This is a genomic window from Enterococcus sp. AZ050, from assembly GCF_051715085.1.
Taxonomy (GTDB): domain Bacteria; phylum Bacillota; class Bacilli; order Lactobacillales; family Enterococcaceae; genus Enterococcus; species Enterococcus faecalis.
In genome coordinates this window covers 699097-717081 of sequence record NZ_JBIOTC010000001.1, presented here as the reverse complement: position 1 = coordinate 717081, position 17985 = coordinate 699097, and the positions used below count along the sequence as shown (strand labels likewise).

The window sequence follows — 17985 nt, the reverse complement described above, 5'->3', positions numbered from 1 at the left end:
AAATAAAGCCTTTATCAACTGTTATTTTAAGTCGGGGTAAAAGTTGTCGTGCTCCCGCTCAGTGAACTTTTGTACAAAGAGTTGTTCTAATTTTGCATAATAGAAAAATCGTGTTACAATAACCATAAGCATTTATTTGGAAGCGTTGTATATGAATGAATAAAGGGGATAGGGAATTATGGCAAGAAAAAAAACCATTACGAAAGAGCAGATTTTAACAGCTGCCTATGAAGTAGTCGCCACTGAAGGATTTTCGAAGTTCACTGCACGTAATATTGCTAATAAAATGAAATGTTCCACCCAACCGATTTATTTGGAATTTAAAAACATGGATGATTTACGCGATGCTTTATTCCAAAAAATTCATAAATACTTAGCGAAAGAAGTATTTCCAGTAAAACATACCGGGAATACAATTGTTGATTTGGCTTTAAACTATATTCATTTTGCGACAAGTGAAAGTAAGTTATATCGTGCGCTTTATTTAGAAGAATATGGTGGCGGCAAAAAAATGCAAGAATTCTCTTATCACTATTTTACTGAAGCGGTAAAAGCTGATCCTGAGTATGCTAATTTAAACGATGTTCAAATTGACTCTTTACACATGGGAACATGGGTGGTCGCTACTGGTGTGGCTGCATTGATGACTTCTGGAATTATCCATCCTTCAGAAGAACAAATCATTCATTTAATGAAAGATAGTATTGAAGCAATTCTTGAACGAGATGAACCAATTGATATTGACCTATAAAAATTAAAAAAAGTGTAACCTCATGCTGATAACTTCTGTGAGGTTACAGCAAAAGACTGTTTCTTAAAAGAACGGTCTTTTTTTGTTAAGTGTATTAATGGTAGATTATTCGCAACCATGCTACAGTAAAGAAGAGAAATAGAAAGGGGCAAAAAACATGAACCGAGTGAAAGATAAGCGTTTATGGCTAAGTATTGTAGGAATTACCGGACTAGGGCTCTTGTCGGGCTTATTTTCAGTAAATGCGAGAGAATATTATCAAGCGTTGAGATTACCAAGTTTTGCTCCGCCAGGCTGGTTATTTGGACCGGTATGGTTGGTGTTGTATATTTTTATGGGCATTACTTTTTATTTCATCTTAGTTCATCCAAATAAACAACAGAAAAAACGGATGATTACGCTATTTATTTTACAATTTATTGCGAACTTTTTCTGGACATTTTTCTTTTTTTCTTTACAAAATAATTTAGTATCTGTGATTGATATCTCTTTGTTATGGCTATTATTAATAGTTCAACAGTGGGACTACTTGCGTTATAAATTAATAACGCGTGGCTGGTTGATGATTCCTTATATTCTTTGGGTTACTTTTGCGGCAGCTTTAAATTACAGTATTTTATTTTTAAATTAGGAATATCAAAACACCAGAGAAAAATGGAAAATCGCCATTTTCTCTGGTGTTTTTTTTGTTTATTTTAACGTAGTTATTCTGCGGCAGTTGCTAATTTTTTCGCAAATTCTTCTAAACGTTGGATGTCGTCTTCTTCAGCGGCTAGATCAACTTTAACACTGTCGGCGCCTTTTTTTGCCCCAATTTGAGTAAAGACTGCTTCGAAGTCGTCCACCGATTTACAAAAATCATCATAAAACGTGTCTCCTGAACCACAAACGCCGAAGATTTTTCCTGATAAATCAATCTCTTGTAAGTCTTCATAAAAGTCGACAATTTCATCAGGTAAATCGCCATCGCCATACGTATATGTAGCTACTACACAGATATCGGCCTCTTCAAAATCAGCGGCATCGACTTGCGTACACTCATCAATTTCGACCTCTAATTCTAAATCTTCAAATGCTTCTGCAACAATGTCGGCAATTTCTTCTGTATTCCCAGTCATGCTTGCATACACAATTTTAGCTAACGTCATAAACTTTCTTCCCCCTCATACAATTCTGTCACTTATTATAGCAGATGCGCATTTCTTATAAAAGACTAGCGAGTGCTTTTATTAAGGGACTTTTTGAAAATTGGTGTTTGAACAATCTTTTTTGCAAAAAATGTGATAAAATAATTTGAATGAAACAAGTTTAGGAGAGATAGTATGATTACATTAAAATCACCACGAGAAATTGAAATGATGGATGAATCAGGGGAATTATTAGCGGATGTTCACCGTCATTTACGGACGTTTATTAAACCTGGCATTACAAGCTGGGATATTGAAGTATTTGTGAGAGACTTTATTGAAAGTCATGGTGGCGTGGCGGCTCAAATTGGCTATGAAGGCTACAAATATGCTACCTGTTGTAGTATCAACGACGAAATCTGCCACGGATTTCCTCGTAAAAAAGTATTAAAAGATGGCGACCTAATCAAAGTAGATATGTGTGTCGACTTAAAGGGCGCAATCTCTGATTCATGCTGGTCTTATGTCGTGGGTGAATCAACACCTGAAATTGATCGCTTGATGGAAGTAACCAAAAAAGCGCTATATCTTGGGATTGACCAAGCACAAGTAGGAAATAGAATTGGCGACATTGGTCATGCAATTCAAACGTATGTAGAAGTGGAAGGCTATGGCGTAGTTCGCGACTTTGTAGGTCATGGCATTGGCCCAACTATTCATGAAAGTCCAATGATTCCTCACTATGGTGAAGCAGGTAAAGGACTACGTTTAAAAGAAGGAATGGTTATTACCATTGAGCCAATGGTTAACACAGGGACTTGGCGCATGAAAATGGACCCAAATGGTTGGACTGCTTATACTGAAGATGGCGGTCTAAGCTGTCAATATGAACATTCATTAGCGATTACGAAAGAAGGTCCAAGAATCTTAACGTCACAAGGCGAAGAATTGACTTATTAATAAGGAGAGTGTGTGATGAAGTTTCTCGACAACATCAAAAAGAATCAATCTTTGATGCGTTTTATTGAGACAACGCAAAGTCACATGGTCACAGCCGAAATAGGCAACAGCTCAGTGGTTGTTGCCTATTATTTATTACTCTCGCTGTTTCCATTACTGATTGCGGTGGGCAATGTCTTACCTTATTTAAGAATCGACCCTAATTCTGTGTTGCCTTATATTGCAGAGGCCATTCCGAAAGATGTTTATAAGAACTTAGAACCAGCGATTCGTTCACTATTGACTCAACGTTCAGGGGGGTTGCTTTCTGTTTCCGCTTTAGCAGCATTTTGGAGTGCCAGTCAAAGCATTAATGCACTACAAAATGCGATGAATAAAGCTTTTGGTGTCGAACAAAGGAAAAATTTTATTCTCGTAAGAGTGGTCTCATTTTTAGTTATTTTGTTATTTATGGTAGCGATTGTTGGTGTAGTAGTAATTTTAGGTCTGGGTCAGTACATTATTGAATTACTGCAACCAATTTTCCATTACTCAACATCTGTGATCGATACTTTCCAAGCGTTAAAATGGCCGTTAACGACCGTTGTTTTATTAGTGATTATGTGTTTGATTTATGCGGTCGTTCCTAATCGGAAATTATCGTTACGTTCTATTTTGCCAGGGGCTATTTTTTCGACAGTCGGTTGGATGCTATTATCACAAATTTTTGGTTTGTACGTAAAATATTTTAGTTCTAGAATCGCAAGTTATCAAATCATCGGGAGTTTTATCATCTTGATGTTATGGCTGAATTTTGCTGCCACGATTATTATTTTAGGAGCAATTGTCAACGCTGTTGTCGATGAATACTTATCTGGAGATAAAGAAAAAAAACAACCAAGTTTTGAACAACGCTTGTTTAGATGGTTTAAAAAGAAAAAATAAATGGATTTCTTTAAAAAAGTCTAAACCGTTGCCAGAACACATGTTTCAGCTTGTAAATGCTTCAGTTTACGGTATAATATACCCTGAACGAGAAGAAAGTGGGTTCGACTATGTCACTATTTATTTATGAAGTTTTGATACGTTTATTCATGACATTTATCTTATCTTTGCTATTAACACCACTTGTTAAGCTTCTAGCGTTTCGGATTGGCGCCTATGATGCACCAGGAGAGCGACGAATCAATACCAAAAATATGCCTACAGCAGGAGGACTTGCAATCTATATTGCTTTTGCTGGTTCATGTTTATTGATTTTTCGTTCGATTATCCCACAAGATTATATTTGGCCGATTATTTTGGCTGGTGGAATGGTTGTTTTGACAGGCCTCATTGATGATATTAAAGAGATTACTCCAATGAAAAAAACAATCGGTATTTTGTTAGCAGCATTAGTTATTTATTTTGTTGCTGGAATTCGGATAGATTTTGTGACGTTGCCAGTCGTTGGAATGATTGATTTGCGCTGGTTTAGTTTACCACTAACTTTATTGTGGATTTTAGCGATTACAAATGCAGTAAATTTAATTGATGGTTTGGATGGTTTAGCATCAGGCGTATCCATTATTGGATTAACCACGATTGGTATTACAGGGTATTTTTTCCTACATGCTAAAACGGTCTATATTCCAATTGTTATTTTTATTTTAGTTGCGAGCATTGCGGGATTTTTCCCATACAATTTTTATCCAGCTAAAATATTTCTAGGAGATACTGGGGCGTTATTCCTCGGGTTTATGATTGCGGTAATGTCGTTACAGGGCTTAAAAAATGCCACGTTTATTACGGTAATTACGCCAATGGTGATTTTAGGTGTGCCAATTACGGATACGGTTTATGCAATTATTCGACGGCTATTGAACAAGAAGCCCATTTCCTCAGCAGATAAAATGCATTTGCATCACCGCTTGTTATCTTTAGGTTTTACCCATAAAGGGGCGGTCATGACTATTTATGCGTTAGCGTTAGTTTTTTCCTTTGTTTCTTTATTGTTCAGCTATTCAAGTACAGTAGCATCAATTTTATTAATTGTCTTTTGTTTAATTGGCTTAGAATTATTTATTGAATTAATCGGTCTAGTTGGCGAAGGGCATCAACCGTTGATGTATTTGTTACGGATTTTAGGGAATCGTGAATATCGTCAGGAGCAAATGAAAAAGCGACTTGGCAAGCATTCTAAGAGAAAGTAAAGAAATCTTTAGGTTGCTTTGCGAGAGCGTAAACCTATGATATAATTCCATTAAACTTAAAAAAGTATATGTGTGAAACATATGCTTTTTTTTTAAGACGATGTTTCAGTAGTAAGGAGAAATGAGCATGCAAGAAATGGTAACAATCTCGATTGTCACTTATAATAGTCGTTACATTTTTAATGTACTAGACCAATTAAAAGCTGAACTAGGTACTGATAGTATTTATGATATTCATATCTATGACAATCATTCTGAAACAGCGTATCTTGAAAAATTAACAACATATGAACCATTTATTACTATCCATCGCGCTGAAGAAAATCAAGGGTTTGGTCATGGTCATAATCAAGTGTTATTCAATGCTTCGACAAAATATGCAATTATTTTTAATCCCGATGTTTTGGTTACTAAAGACGTGCTTGATCGTCTATTAGACCGTATCAAAATAGATAAGAACATTGCAGTCGTTAGCCCTAAAGTGTTAAATGAAGATGGCACGACGCAATATTTAGTTCGTCAAAAATTAGATGTCTTCGATTATATGTTACGTTTTATTCCCTTTCAATTTGTAAAGAAAATTTTTGATAAACGTTTGAGTATTTATGAATGTCGCGATTTGTCGGATACAGAAACAACGGATATTAAAATGGGCTCAGGCTGTTTTATGTTGATTGATCGTGAAAAATTCGTTGAAATTGGTGGGTTCGATGAACGTTTCTTCATGTACTTTGAAGACAACGATTTATGTTTACGTTTTGGCAAAGCAGGCTATCGGATTCTCTATACGCCTTTTGAAACGGTTGTTCACATGTATGAAAAGGGCGCCCATAAAAGTCGAAAATTGTTTAAAATCTTTATGCAATCAATGGGAAAATTTTTTAACAAATGGGGCTGGAGGTTCTTTTAATGAGTCAAAGATTAGCGGTAGTCATCGTCTTATATCAAATGAAAATGGCTGATACGCCGAATTATTTGTTATTAAAAGAAGTGGTAAATCATCCCGAATTGCACTTATTTATTTATGACAACAGCCCACTTCCTCAAGAAGATGCATTATTTTTACAACAAAATGTTACTTATCGACATAATCCTGATAATCCAGGCCTAGCGACCGCTTATAATGAAGCGATTGCTTTTAGTCAAGCGAATCAATGTGAATTATTGTTGCTCCTTGACCAAGACACAGAAGTGCCAGCCTCTTATTTTGATACGTTGATCATCATGCCATTAGATCCGACTGTGGCAGTCTATGTTCCAATTGTAGAAGCAAATGGACAACAAATTTCGCCAGTATATAGTGATCAATACGTTGGGCTTAAAGGAGCAAAGCCAGCAGCAGGGATAGCCAACCAACCGTTGATGGCTATCAATTCTGGTACAGTTATTACGGCAGAAACGCTACGCTGGTTGGAAGGATTTTCGGAAGAATTTCCTTTGGACTATTTAGACCATTGGTTCTTTTATCAATTAAATCAAGCCAATAAAAAGATTGAAGTCTTACCAATCCACCTAAAACAAGAATTGTCTGTTTTAGATTATCGTACAATGAGTCCTCAACGTTATCGCTCTATTATTGAAGCAGAAACGTTATTTTATCGTCGATATGATCAAGAAAAGTTTTCCCATCATCGACGCCATTTATTTTTACGCAGTAGTAAGCAATTTTTAACTGTCAAAAATCGCCAAATTTGGCGGCAAACATTGGCAGAATTTCTCAAGTTAATGAAAGGATAATCTATGATCTCAGTTTGTATTGCGACATATAATGGAGAAAAATATCTCGCGGAACAATTAGATAGTATTCTTTTACAAGTCAGTGAAGAAGATGAACTAATTATTTCAGATGATGGTTCTACTGATCATACGTTGGAAATTTTGAGGACGTATGCAGCGAATTATCCCCAAATTCAATTGTTACAAGGTCCAGGGCAAGGAGTGATTGCTAATTTTGCATTTGCGCTTACGCATACGAAAGGCGAAGTAATATTTTTAGCAGATCAAGATGACGTTTGGTTGCCAAATAAAGTAACGACGGTGACAGAATATTTTGAAACGCACCCTGACATCCAAGTGGTTATTAGTGACTTGAAAATTGTTGATGCGGATTTACAAGTTACCAATCCCTCTTATTTTAAGTTTCGAAAAGTCAAACCAGGGTTTTGGCGAAATGCGATAAAAAGTGGCTATATTGGGGCAGGTATGGCCTTTCGTCAAGAGATGAAAAACGTCATTTTACCCATTCCGCCAGAAGTTCCTATGCATGATATGTGGATTGGCTTATTAGCTGCACGGAAAAAGCAAACGGGTCTCATTAAAGAACCATTAGTGCTTTACCGAAGACATGGAGCGAATGTCAGCCCTATTATTACCAAAACAAGTTTCCAACAAAAATTAAATTGGCGTGTGAATTTATTAAAAGCTTTACATCAGCGTTTAAAGGAACAACGCTAAACTTTTACAGATTTGTAAAATTTACGTAAAAAACATGACAAACCCTATGCTTAATGCGATAATAGGGAAGGATATTTGGTTTTATAGAAACTAAAAATAGAAGTATTTAAGGAGATTGTTCATGAAAGGAATTATTTTAGCAGGCGGAAGCGGGACACGCTTATATCCGCTAACAAAAGCAACATCAAAACAATTAATGCCAATTTACGACAAACCAATGATTTATTACCCAATGTCAACGTTAATGTTGGCGGGAATTAATGAAATTTTGATTATCTCTACACCAGAAGATACACCACGTTTTGAAAGCTTATTCGGCGATGGCCATGATTTAGGCATTCATATCGAATACGCGGTACAAGAAAGCCCAGATGGTTTGGCGCAAGCATTTATTATTGGTGAAGAATTTATTGGTGATGATAGTGTCTGCTTAGTTTTAGGGGACAATATTTATTATGGTGGCGGCTTATCAAAAATGTTGCAACGAGCGGCTTCTAAAGAATCAGGGGCAACAGTCTTTGGTTACCATGTAAATGATCCAGAGCGTTTCGGCGTGGTAGAATTTGATGAAGAGATGCGGGCGCTTTCTATTGAAGAAAAACCAGCACAACCAAAGTCAAATTATGCAGTGACAGGTTTGTATTTTTACGACAATGAAGTGGTTGAAATTGCGAAAGGGATCAAACCTTCAGAACGTGGGGAATTAGAAATAACAGACGTTAATAAAGTCTACCTTGAAAAAAATAAACTTTCTGTTGAGGTAATGGGCCGTGGCTTTGCTTGGTTAGATACAGGCACACACGAATCCTTATTAGAAGCGTCAACATTTATTGAAACAATTGAAAAACGTCAAAATTTAAAAGTCGCTTGTTTGGAAGAAATTGCTTATCGAATGGGCTATATTACAAAAGAACAATTGGTAGAATTGGCACAACCATTGAAGAAAAATGGCTACGGCCAATACTTGCTACGTTTAGCAGCAGAATAGGAGCGAAGAAACGTGAAAGTTATTGATACAAAATTACAAGATGTCAAAATTATCGAAATGGATGTTTTCGGTGATCATCGTGGCTTTTTTACAGAAAGTTATTCCAAAGCTAAATTTGCAGAACATGGATTAGACTTTGATTTTGTCCAAGATAATCATTCATTATCAACAGAAGCAGGTGTCTTGCGTGGATTGCATTTTCAAAAAGGCGAAGCTGCGCAAACAAAACTAATTCGTGTTGTAACAGGTGCGGTATTAGATGTGATTGTTGATATTCGTAAAGGGAGTCCAACCTATGGTCAATGGGAAGGCTACATTTTATCAGAACATAATCACCGTCAGCTTTTAGTACCAAAAGGTTTTGCCCATGGTTTTGTCACTTTGACACCGAACGTGAACTTTATGTACAAGTGTGACAATTACTACAATGCGGCAGCAGACGGCGGTATTGCTTTTAACGATCCAGCGTTAGCTATTGATTGGCCAATTGCGCCAGAAAAAGCGATTACGTCAGAAAAGGATCAAAAACATCCAACCTTAAAAGAATTTGAAGCGGAAAATCCGTTTATCTATGGCGAAATTTAAGAAAAAAGTAGGAGAGTTTCAATTATGAAAAAAATCATCGTAACAGGTGGAGCTGGTTTTATCGGCTCAAATTTTGTTCATTATGTTGTAAAGAATCATCCAGAAGTTCATGTAACTGTATTAGATAAATTAACGTATGCAGGAAATGAAAAAAATCTTGAAGGTCTACCAAGTGATCGCGTGGAATTAGTCGTAGGAGATATCGCTGATGCTGAATTAGTTAATCGTTTAGTCGCTGAAACAGATGCGGTCGTTCACTATGCTGCTGAATCGCATAACGACAACTCATTAAACGACCCATTCCCATTTGTACAAACCAATCTGATTGGGACGTACACATTGATCGAAGCTTGCCGTAAAAATAATGTTCGTTACCACCATGTATCGACTGATGAAGTTTATGGCGATTTACCTTTAAGAGAAGATTTACCAGGACATGGAGAAGGCGAAGGGGAAAAATTCACTGCCGAAACGCCTTACAATCCTTCAAGTCCTTATTCTTCAACAAAAGCAGGATCTGACTTGTTAGTCAAAGCGTGGGTTCGTTCTTTCAACTTACAAGCAACAATTTCAAATTGTTCAAATAACTATGGTCCATATCAACATATTGAAAAATTTATTCCCCGTCAAATTACCAATGTCTTAAGTGGCATTACACCAAAACTTTATGGTGCTGGTAAAAATGTTCGTGACTGGATTCATACAAACGACCATTCTTCGGCTGTTTGGGCAATTTTAACAAAAGGGCAAATTGGCGAAACATATTTAATCGGAGCCGATGGTGAAGAAGACAATAAAACAGTAATGGAATTAATTTTAGAATTAATGGGACAACCTGTTGATGCCTATGAGCATGTCAACGATCGTGCAGGACATGACTTACGTTATGCGATTGACTCAACCAGATTACGCGAAGAACTAGGTTGGGAACCAGAATTCACGAATTTCCGTGAAGGCTTGGCAGAAACAATCAAGTGGTATACAGAAAATGAAGACTGGTGGCGTGCAGATAAAGAAGCTGTTGAAGCAAAATATGCACAAAATGGTCAGTAATTTTTTCTGACATGTGAGATAACAGTCGAAAGGCGATGGCAAAGTACAAAAGCTACTTTGCCCTGCCTTTTTTTCAAGAAGGAGTGAAAAAAATGATTTTAATTACTGGTGGAAATGGCCAATTGGGCACAGAATTACGTCACCTATTAGATGAACAAGGAATTGAGTATGTTTCAACGGATTCAACAGAATTAGATATTACTGATGCGGATAGTACGTTGGCAAAAGTGAAAGAAATTCAACCAAGCGTCATTTATCATTGTGCTGCTTATACAGCTGTTGATAAAGCAGAAGACGAAGGCAAGGAATTAGATGAAAAAGTGAATGTAGATGGCACACGTCATATTGCAGAAGCTGCTAAAGCAGTGGGGGCGACACTTGTTTACGTAAGTACAGATTATATTTTTGATGGAACTAAAAAAGAAGGTGTCTATGCAATTGATGATCAACCGAATCCTTTAAATGAGTATGGTCGGACGAAGTTATTAGGTGAACAAGCGGTACAAGAAATCCTGGACGACTATTATATTATTCGAACATCATGGGTATTTGGTCAATACGGTCATAACTTTGTCTTTACCATGCAAAAATTAGCGGAAACAAGAGACCAACTAACGGTAGTGGACGATCAATTTGGCCGCCCAACTTGGACAAGAACGTTAGCGGAATTTATGGCATTTGTTATTGCAGAAAAAGCGCCATTTGGTGTTTATCATTTGTCTAATGAAAACAGCTGTAGCTGGTATCAGTTTGCTAAAGAAATTTTAAAAGATACTGAAGTGGAAGTACTGCCAGTGGATTCAACTCAATTTCCACAAAAGGCGCAAAGACCACAATATTCTGTCATGGATTTAAGTAAAACAGAAGCGTTAGGCTTTAAAATTCCTACTTGGCAAGAAGCCTTAGCACAAATGTTAGAAAATGTTCAACAATAAATTGTTTTGTGTAAGTGAGGGGTTTTGTTAGAGAAAAAGTGGAAAGGTGTTTCTCTTTATGAAGGTACTTTTAATCATTCCTGCTTACAATGAGGAAGAAAACATTTTGCGGACGATTGCTTCCATTGAAACATTTAAACAGGAAGTTACGCATTTTCAACATGAATTGGATTATGTGGTAATTAATGATGGCTCGACAGATGGAACCAAACAAATTTTAGAAGCCAACCAAATTAATGCCATTCATTTAGTGTTGAATTTAGGTATTGGCGGGGCGGTACAGACCGGCTATAAATATGCGTTAGAAAATGAGTATGATGTGGCGGTTCAGTTTGATGGTGATGGTCAACATGATATCAATAGTTTACCTGTTTTACTGGAACCATTAGCAGAGGATAAGTGTGATTTTTCGATTGGCTCTCGTTTCATTCCTGGAAACGAAGCGGCTTTTCAAAGTACGAAAATGCGCCGTTTTGGTATTCGTTTGTTATCTTTTTGCATTCGAATGGCTTCTGGTAAAACAATTTATGATGTGACTTCTGGTTATCGAGCGGGAAATCGGAAAGTGATTGCTTTTTTTGCAAAGCGTTATCCGACAAATTATCCTGAGCCAGAATCGATTGTTCACTTAATTAAAAAACGTTTTGTGATTGTTGAAAGACCTGTCAATATGATGGAACGGCTTGGTGGTGTTTCTTCGATTCGTGCCTTGGCTTCTGTGAAGTATATGCTGGAAGTCGGCTCAGCAATTCTGATTGCTGCCTTTATGAAGGAGGGAGATTAATGCTACCAACCGTGTTATGGCTAGCTTTATTTTTATTTGCAATTGGCTTTTTCTTATACATTATTCGAGGAATTAATAAAAATATTTTTCTCCTAAAAAATGCTTTGATTTGGTTATTAATCTCAATTGTCTTAATTATTTTTGCTATTTTCCCGCATGTGGCAGAATGGTTAGCAATGGCCTTTGGGTTTGAAACAACATCAAACTTCTTATTATCAGCTGCGGTGATTGTCCTTTTAATCATGGAAATTAAAAATTCTGTGTTGATTTCAAAACACGAAAATCGCATTAAAACATTATTGCAAGAATTATCTATCATGAAATCTGAAGAAAATAAAAAAGATCGCTAATGTGTAGTGACCCTTAAAAGTTGGACCTGAAAGTCTAATATTTAAGGGTCAGCTCAATGAATAGCGATCTTTTTTATTTAAGATTCATAATCACAATGCCGACAATAATAACCACAGCACCAATAAGGGCATTCGTTGTGATCGTCTCTTTTAGAATCAGATTTGAAGCGATTAAAATAGCAATGTTTGTACAGGCAACGCCTAAAGGAACAATGTAAGAAACATCGGAACGACTAATAATTAACATCCATAAAATAAAACTAATTAAATAACAAAATAAACCTAATAAAGAAATAAGTGAGATATTCATTGAAAAGATTGTTTGTTGGAGTTGGATGTTCAAACTGCTAGAACCTAGTTTAAATAAGACCAGACCAGCAGAAGACAGAAATACGTAAATAATAAAAAGAACCATAATTTCCCTTCTCTCAAAAATAGTTTCCGTGCAAAAAAATGCAAGACCTCCATTATTGTAGCATAATCTCCTAAAAATTGGACAAGATTTTTTAATATAGCGAAATCAGTTAAATTTTTCTTTATAAAAAGGGGTCTACTATTGAAAAGCTAGGCGTTTATCGATAAAATAGAAATGTTGTTTAAAATGGCATTTTTGTATCCAAAAATTTTAGATAAAAATAGTTTATTACGGAAGGAATAAGTATATGTTTAAAGAAACATTTTCAATTTTCAAGAATATTTTTCAGAACAAAAAATTGTTATTACAATTTTCATTTAATGATTTTAAGGCCAAGTATGCTGGTTCAGCACTAGGAATTGTCTGGGCGTTTTTAACGCCATTAGTAACTGTTTTGACGTATTGGTTTGTCTTTTCTGTAGGCCTTCGTTCTAGAGCTGGCGACAATATGCCGTTCATTGTCTATTTAGTAACAGGGATGGTACCTTGGTTCTTCTTTTCAGATTCGTTATTATCAGCCACGAATGTGTTTCGTGAATATAGTTATTTAGTTAAAAAAGTCGTGTTTAATGTACAAATTTTACCAACGTCTAAAATTTTATCGAACTTGTACACCCACTTGTTTTTCATTCTAATTGGTTTTGTAATTACTACAGCTAACGGTTATTACCCAAGTCTGTACAGTTTGCAATTAATTTACTACTTAGCTTGTTTATTAGTCTTTTTAACAGCAATTACGTGGATTACTGCTTCAACACAACCATTTTTACCTGATATTATGCAATTTATCAATATCATTATGCAAACAGTTATGTGGACATTACCAATTTTATGGCAACCAACTGGAATGATTGCGACAATCTTAAAAATCAATCCATTATATTATATTGTTCAAGGATACCGCGAATCTTATTTAGGCGGTGCATGGTTCTGGGAACATTGGCAATATAGCTTATATTTCTGGGGAGTTACTATTGTTTTACTATTAATTGGCTCAACCGTGTTTAGACGCTTAAAACCACATTTTTCAGATGTACTATAAGGAGAGAACGACATGTCAGAATATGCAATCGATATCCAACATATTACCAAAACATACAACATGTATAAAAAGCCGTCCGATCGGTTTAAAGAAGCGCTTAGTCCAACCAAAAAATCTTACCACGATTTGTTTTATGCGTTAGACGATGTCACGATGCAAATTAAAAAAGGCGAGATGATTGGCTTTGTCGGCGAAAATGGTTCTGGAAAATCAACCATGTTAAAAATTATTACAGGAGTATTAACGCCAACCTCCGGGTCCATGGTGATTAATGGGAAAATTTCAGCGTTGCTTGAATTAGGTTCAGGTTTTAACCCTGAATATTCAGGATATGAAAATATTTTCTTAAATGGAATGGTCTTGGGTTTTTCCCGAGAAGAGATGGAAGAGCGTGTCCAAGATGTCATTGATTTTGCTGACATCGGCGATCATTTGTATCAACCAGTTAAGACATACTCTAGTGGTATGTTTGTCCGCTTGGCTTTTGCGGTAGCCATTAACGTGGATCCCGATATTTTAATTGTCGATGAAGCGTTGGCTGTCGGGGATTTAGAGTTTCAATTAAAATGTATGGAAAAATTTACAGAAATTAAAAATTCTGGTAAAACAATTTTATTTGTTTCTCACGATGTAAACTCCATCCGCCGTTTTTGTGATAGAACTTTTTGGTTGCAACACGGGAAAGTCGTTGAATATGGAGATACGATGGACGTGACTACCAATTACGAAAACTTTTTGAAAAAGAAATCAATTAAAACAGTTGACCGCGAAGCGACCATGAAAGATGAAACCCCAACGCCAGATATTATTGAAGTGGATCATGCGGAACTTTTAAACGCGGATTATGAACCATTAGAAATGGTAACGCAAGATGAAAAAGTGATTGTAAAAATTGAATATACTGTCAAAAACGACCAAATTAAGAAGCCTGTTTGTGGGGTCGCTATTCGAACAGTGGACAATCATTATGTCTGTGGCTTAAATACGTTGTTAGATGGCGTGAAAATTCCTTGGAAAAAAGGACGGAATGTTTTTTATTTAGAATATGAAAAAATGTCATTATTAACAGGTGAATATTATTTTGATATTGCTTTCTTTGAGGAACATGCAACAGTCCCATTAGTCTACAAAACAAAATACGTGACGATGTTTATTACCGGTCGTTATGCCGGAGAAGGAATTGTCATCTTAGATCATAAATGGAAGGATACGACAAAAGATGAAGTATGATTTTGAAATGGAAACAGACGAGAGTACCAGTGTTGGGAAAATCGTAGCACAAATCAAAGAAAATAGTGATGTCTTGGAATTTGGTCCAGGTAATGGGCGAATGACTAGCTATTTGATGGAAGAAAAAAAGTGCCAGGTCTCAATTGTTGAATTAGACAAAGAACTTTATGATCATGTCAGTCAATTTTCAACAGATGCCTTTTATGGCAATATTGATGAAAATGATTGGGTCGAATACTTTGCTGGTAAGACGTTTGATTATATCGTTTTTGCAGATGTGTTGGAACATTTAATGAATCCTCAAAGCGCCTTAGCAAAAGTCAAACCATTTTTAAAACCAGGTGGTCAAATTTTAATCACGTTCCCTAATTTGGCACATAATTCGGTCTTAATTGATTTATTTAATAATCGTTTAACGTGGAATGAAACTGGGCTATTGGATGCTACGCATAAATCATTCTATTTACAAGAAGGATTTGAAAAAGTTTTTGCAGAAGTTGGTTTATACATTGCCAAAGAAGATTTTACATTTAATCAAGTTGGCTACAACGAAATTCCTACGACGTATGAAGCGTTACCTGTAGAAGTACAAGCAGCTTTTAAAGCGCGTCCCTTTGGCGAAGTGTATCAGTACTTTTTTGCCTTGACTGCTGAACCAGTAGAACAGCCAGAGCGAGTGACACCAGTAAATTCATACAATGAAAAAAACGTTCATATTTTAATTAATTGCGGCGAAGAAAAAGAGACTGAGTTGGATCAACCAGTTGATTTACAAAAACCTGAAACAAAACAGTTCCAACTGAAGATACCAGAAGACGTCCAACTGATAAAATTATTCCCAAGTTTAACGGGGGCAATTATTAAATTATCCATGACGATAGACGGCGAGACAGTCCCAGTCGCAGCCACGAATGCTTTTCTGGTACAAGAGAATATCTATTATTTCTTAGATACGCAAGTACCTGTAATCGAAGTAACCGATGCACAAATGGCAGGCAAAGACCTGACAGTAGACATTGATTATTTCTTTGAAGGCAATTATTCAGAACGTGAAAATACCTTTATTCATGCACTGTTAGATGAAAGAAATCAATTTTTAGAAGAAATGAATAAACAGACGGAGACTGCCCCTATGCCTACTGGAAAATATAAACGAATCACGTTAACTAAATTTGATAAAATGATTAATTTAACCATCGACGATATTGCTCGCGATGTAGAAAATAACGTTTCTGTTATCAGAGGGTGGGCGTATGACAAACAAACAAATTATCCGCTAAGATTCAGCATTGCAGAAGCTAGTGAATCAGTCACTTATACGGTGGAAACAGAATATCGTCGGGATGTTATTGATATGTTTGAATTAGAAGGCGATCAAGATTATGGTTTTGTCATTACGATTAAAGATCCAGAAGATTTACCAGCCTACACGTTAAACATTGACACCAAATCAGGTCAGAAGGTTCAATACGTGGTGGAGCGTCCAAACATGGTTCAACCAGGTACGAAATTTGATCGAGCATGGCGTTCGATTCAAACACGTGGTTTGATGGGCTCAGTGAAGTGGTACTTTAAACGACAAGAAAAAGCAGAAGCCCCTGTTGACGTGGAGGCAGTTTTAGCGGAAATTAAAACGTTCCAATTTCAGCCTAAAATTTCTGTCGCTGTGCCTGTTTATAATGTCGAAGAAAAATGGCTTGCAGCATGTGTCTCTTCTTTACAAAATCAGTACTATGAAAATTGGGAGTTATGTTTAGCAGATGATGCATCGCCAAGCGAACATATTAAGCCCATGCTAGAAAAATATAAAGAACTAGATCAACGAATCAAAGTTATTTATCGCGAAGAAAACGGACATATTTCAGAAGCAACTAACTCAGCTTTGTCGATTGCTACTGGCGATTTTGTTGGTTTCATGGATAACGATGATGAATTAGCGCCACAAGCATTATATGAAGTGGTCAAAGCTTTAAATACAGACCCAACGATTGATTTTCTTTATACTGATGAAGATAAAATTACAGAAAATGGTCGTCGCTTCAACGCGTTTTACAAATCGGACTGGAATCCAGAACTGATTTTAAACCATAATTACATTACACACTTTGTTGTTGTGAAACGTGATTTATTAGAAAAAGTAGGCGGATTGAACTCAGCATATAACGGTGCTCAAGACTATGATTTCGTATTACGAGCAACGGAACAAGCAACGAAAATCAAGCACATTCCTGGTATGATGTATCATTGGCGTGCCATTGAATCATCGACTGCTCTAAACCCTGAAAGCAAAGGTTACGCCTATGTAGCTGGTCAAAAAGCGGTCCAAGCGGCAACGGAACGCCGTGGCTTAAAAGCACAAGTAGAGATTGCCGAATTTTATGGTTCCTATAAAATTAACTATCTTTATGATCATGTGCCGATGGTATCATTGATTATTACGAATGATACAGAGAATATGAGTAGTTACTTACGTCAATTATTAGAAAAAACTGCCTATACAAATTATGAAATTCTATTGCCTGCACGCTTCGAGAATCAAATAAATATCCAAAATGACCGTCTTCGTTATGTTTCAACAGAAACTCGTCATGGCATGATTCAAGCTGCTAAGGGAGAATATGTGGCTTTATTAAATGCTGGATTGGTACCAACGAAAAATGATTGGTTAAAAGAGTTAATGAACATTGGTCAACAAGAGACCTCTGGTTTAGTGACTGGCCGCGTAGTTGACGCACGCTATCGCGTGGAAACGGTGGGAGTATCAGTTGATACAGACAAAGGTCGATTACTTTATCCTGAAAAAGGCACCCCTGGTAAAAGCTTAGGTTACTATTACAGAATTGCTTTACCAAGAAATATTCAAGCAGCAACTGAAGACTGCTTACTATTCAACAAACAACTTTACCTAAATTTAGAAGGAATTAACGAAAGCTTAGGAAAAGAATGGATGGGTGTCGATTTATCGTTACAATTTGCTAGCGCTGGTAAACGAAATGTATATGTGTCCTATGCAATTTTGAAAGCAGACGAAAAAATGCAAAACCATGATAAAAAAGGATCTTATAAAGAACTTGCGGAAAAATGGACCGCGGAAGCTTTAGTTGATCCCTACCGAAATCCGAAACATCTATAAGGAGAAT

19 protein-coding genes are annotated in these 17985 nt (G+C 36.4%); 17 read left to right on the top strand and 2 right to left on the bottom strand.

The genetic code is table 11. The annotated features are described in order from the left end of the window. Positions 1-178: 178 nt before the first annotated feature. Together IGJ04_RS03495 and IGJ04_RS03490 are read left to right on the top strand one after the other, a co-directional pair. On the top strand, positions 179-751 hold the full coding sequence (locus IGJ04_RS03495; protein WP_002356883.1) for a TetR/AcrR family transcriptional regulator: 573 nt from the start codon (positions 179-181) through the stop codon (positions 749-751). Positions 752-908: 157 nt separating this feature from the next. Continuing rightward, a complete protein-coding gene (locus IGJ04_RS03490) occupies positions 909-1382 on the top strand; it encodes a TspO/MBR family protein (protein WP_002419752.1) in 474 nt (157 codons plus the stop codon). A 73-nt stretch (positions 1383-1455) separates the two neighbouring features. On the opposite strand, the gene IGJ04_RS03485 is transcribed toward IGJ04_RS03490, so the two are convergent. Beyond that, the gene (locus IGJ04_RS03485) at positions 1456-1899 is read right to left on the bottom strand and encodes a flavodoxin (RefSeq protein ID WP_002356885.1); all 444 of its coding nucleotides are present in this window, start codon (positions 1897-1899) and stop codon (positions 1456-1458) included. A gap of 174 nt (positions 1900-2073) precedes the next feature. Here IGJ04_RS03485 and map point away from each other — a divergent pair, with 174 nt between their 5' ends. The 12 genes from map to IGJ04_RS03425 all read left to right on the top strand — a co-directional run bounded on the left by map (position 2074) and on the right by IGJ04_RS03425 (position 12158). Then, positions 2074-2838, top strand: a complete 765-nt coding sequence (map, locus tag IGJ04_RS03480) for a type I methionyl aminopeptidase (RefSeq protein WP_438839905.1) — start codon at positions 2074-2076, stop codon at positions 2836-2838. A gap of 15 nt (positions 2839-2853) precedes the next feature. Then, positions 2854-3762, top strand: coding sequence for a YihY/virulence factor BrkB family protein (locus tag IGJ04_RS03475; RefSeq protein ID WP_002383768.1), 909 nt, complete (start codon positions 2854-2856; stop codon positions 3760-3762). A gap of 110 nt (positions 3763-3872) precedes the next feature. Beyond that, the gene (locus IGJ04_RS03470; RefSeq protein WP_033600749.1) at positions 3873-5009 is read left to right on the top strand and encodes an MraY family glycosyltransferase; all 1137 of its coding nucleotides are present in this window, start codon (positions 3873-3875) and stop codon (positions 5007-5009) included. Positions 5010-5130: 121 nt separating this feature from the next. Then, positions 5131-5919, top strand: coding sequence for a glycosyltransferase family 2 protein (locus IGJ04_RS03465; RefSeq protein WP_002359892.1), 789 nt, complete (start codon positions 5131-5133; stop codon positions 5917-5919). Next, positions 5919-6746, top strand: a complete 828-nt coding sequence (locus IGJ04_RS03460) for a glycosyltransferase (protein ID WP_010713251.1) — start codon at positions 5919-5921, stop codon at positions 6744-6746. The genes IGJ04_RS03465 and IGJ04_RS03460 overlap by 1 nt, the downstream gene beginning before the upstream one ends. 3 nt (positions 6747-6749) lie before the next feature. Further along, positions 6750-7463 carry a glycosyltransferase family 2 protein gene (locus IGJ04_RS03455; RefSeq protein ID WP_002362119.1) on the top strand — a complete coding sequence of 238 codons (714 nt, stop codon included), beginning with the start codon at positions 6750-6752 and terminating at the stop codon, positions 7461-7463. A gap of 121 nt (positions 7464-7584) precedes the next feature. Continuing rightward, positions 7585-8451, top strand: coding sequence for a glucose-1-phosphate thymidylyltransferase RfbA (gene rfbA, locus IGJ04_RS03450; RefSeq protein ID WP_002364387.1), 867 nt, complete (start codon positions 7585-7587; stop codon positions 8449-8451). 12 nt (positions 8452-8463) lie between these two features. Continuing rightward, positions 8464-9036, top strand: coding sequence for a dTDP-4-dehydrorhamnose 3,5-epimerase (gene rfbC, locus IGJ04_RS03445; RefSeq protein ID WP_002356893.1), 573 nt, complete (start codon positions 8464-8466; stop codon positions 9034-9036). A 24-nt stretch (positions 9037-9060) separates the two neighbouring features. Then, positions 9061-10089, top strand: coding sequence for a dTDP-glucose 4,6-dehydratase (gene rfbB, locus IGJ04_RS03440; RefSeq protein ID WP_002359895.1), 1029 nt, complete (start codon positions 9061-9063; stop codon positions 10087-10089). Between the two features lie 92 nt (positions 10090-10181). Beyond that, positions 10182-11024: a dTDP-4-dehydrorhamnose reductase gene (gene rfbD, locus IGJ04_RS03435; RefSeq protein WP_010715344.1), complete on the top strand. Its 843-nt coding sequence runs from the start codon at positions 10182-10184 to the stop codon at positions 11022-11024. Positions 11025-11082: 58 nt separating this feature from the next. Next, positions 11083-11808: a glycosyltransferase family 2 protein gene (locus IGJ04_RS03430; protein WP_002369094.1), complete on the top strand. Its 726-nt coding sequence runs from the start codon at positions 11083-11085 to the stop codon at positions 11806-11808. Continuing rightward, positions 11808-12158 (top strand): DUF2304 domain-containing protein, encoded by a 351-nt coding sequence (locus IGJ04_RS03425; RefSeq protein ID WP_002356898.1) that lies wholly within the window; start codon positions 11808-11810, stop codon positions 12156-12158. Before IGJ04_RS03430 ends, IGJ04_RS03425 begins: the two co-directional genes overlap by 1 nt. 73 nt (positions 12159-12231) lie before the next feature. Here IGJ04_RS03425 and IGJ04_RS03420 read toward each other — a convergent pair whose 3' ends face one another. Then, positions 12232-12573, bottom strand: a complete 342-nt coding sequence (locus IGJ04_RS03420) for an EamA family transporter (RefSeq protein ID WP_002356899.1) — start codon at positions 12571-12573, stop codon at positions 12232-12234. A 247-nt stretch (positions 12574-12820) separates the two neighbouring features. On the opposite strand from IGJ04_RS03420, the gene IGJ04_RS03415 reads away from it, so the two are divergent. The 3 genes from IGJ04_RS03415 to IGJ04_RS03405 are packed head-to-tail and all read left to right on the top strand — an operon-like array spanning position 12821 to position 17978. After that, positions 12821-13615 (top strand): ABC transporter permease, encoded by a 795-nt coding sequence (locus IGJ04_RS03415; protein WP_002356900.1) that lies wholly within the window; start codon positions 12821-12823, stop codon positions 13613-13615. Between the two features lie 12 nt (positions 13616-13627). Beyond that, positions 13628-14845 (top strand): ABC transporter ATP-binding protein, encoded by a 1218-nt coding sequence (locus tag IGJ04_RS03410; RefSeq protein WP_438839904.1) that lies wholly within the window; start codon positions 13628-13630, stop codon positions 14843-14845. After that, the gene (locus tag IGJ04_RS03405) at positions 14835-17978 is read left to right on the top strand and encodes a glycosyltransferase (protein WP_010709670.1); all 3144 of its coding nucleotides are present in this window, start codon (positions 14835-14837) and stop codon (positions 17976-17978) included. Before IGJ04_RS03410 ends, IGJ04_RS03405 begins: the two co-directional genes overlap by 11 nt. Positions 17979-17985 lie beyond the last annotated feature (7 nt).

Coding starts and splice junctions, on each gene's coding strand:
- IGJ04_RS03410 (WP_438839904.1), top strand. CDS start 13,628: ATGTCAGAATATGCAATCGATATCCAACATATTACCAAAACATACAAC.
- rfbD (WP_010715344.1), top strand. CDS start 10,182: ATGATTTTAATTACTGGTGGAAATGGCCAATTGGGCACAGAATTACGT.
- IGJ04_RS03490 (WP_002419752.1), top strand. CDS start 909: ATGAACCGAGTGAAAGATAAGCGTTTATGGCTAAGTATTGTAGGAATT.
- IGJ04_RS03420 (WP_002356899.1), bottom strand. CDS start 12,573: ATGGTTCTTTTTATTATTTACGTATTTCTGTCTTCTGCTGGTCTGGTC.
- IGJ04_RS03495 (WP_002356883.1), top strand. CDS start 179: ATGGCAAGAAAAAAAACCATTACGAAAGAGCAGATTTTAACAGCTGCC.
- IGJ04_RS03415 (WP_002356900.1), top strand. CDS start 12,821: ATGTTTAAAGAAACATTTTCAATTTTCAAGAATATTTTTCAGAACAAA.
- rfbA (WP_002364387.1), top strand. CDS start 7,585: ATGAAAGGAATTATTTTAGCAGGCGGAAGCGGGACACGCTTATATCCG.
- IGJ04_RS03485 (WP_002356885.1), bottom strand. CDS start 1,899: ATGACGTTAGCTAAAATTGTGTATGCAAGCATGACTGGGAATACAGAA.
- IGJ04_RS03455 (WP_002362119.1), top strand. CDS start 6,750: ATGATCTCAGTTTGTATTGCGACATATAATGGAGAAAAATATCTCGCG.
- IGJ04_RS03465 (WP_002359892.1), top strand. CDS start 5,131: ATGAGCATGCAAGAAATGGTAACAATCTCGATTGTCACTTATAATAGT.
- rfbB (WP_002359895.1), top strand. CDS start 9,061: ATGAAAAAAATCATCGTAACAGGTGGAGCTGGTTTTATCGGCTCAAAT.
- IGJ04_RS03470 (WP_033600749.1), top strand. CDS start 3,873: ATGTCACTATTTATTTATGAAGTTTTGATACGTTTATTCATGACATTT.
- IGJ04_RS03405 (WP_010709670.1), top strand. CDS start 14,835: ATGAAGTATGATTTTGAAATGGAAACAGACGAGAGTACCAGTGTTGGG.
- IGJ04_RS03425 (WP_002356898.1), top strand. CDS start 11,808: ATGCTACCAACCGTGTTATGGCTAGCTTTATTTTTATTTGCAATTGGC.
- map (WP_438839905.1), top strand. CDS start 2,074: ATGATTACATTAAAATCACCACGAGAAATTGAAATGATGGATGAATCA.
- IGJ04_RS03430 (WP_002369094.1), top strand. CDS start 11,083: ATGAAGGTACTTTTAATCATTCCTGCTTACAATGAGGAAGAAAACATT.
- IGJ04_RS03460 (WP_010713251.1), top strand. CDS start 5,919: ATGAGTCAAAGATTAGCGGTAGTCATCGTCTTATATCAAATGAAAATG.
- IGJ04_RS03475 (WP_002383768.1), top strand. CDS start 2,854: ATGAAGTTTCTCGACAACATCAAAAAGAATCAATCTTTGATGCGTTTT.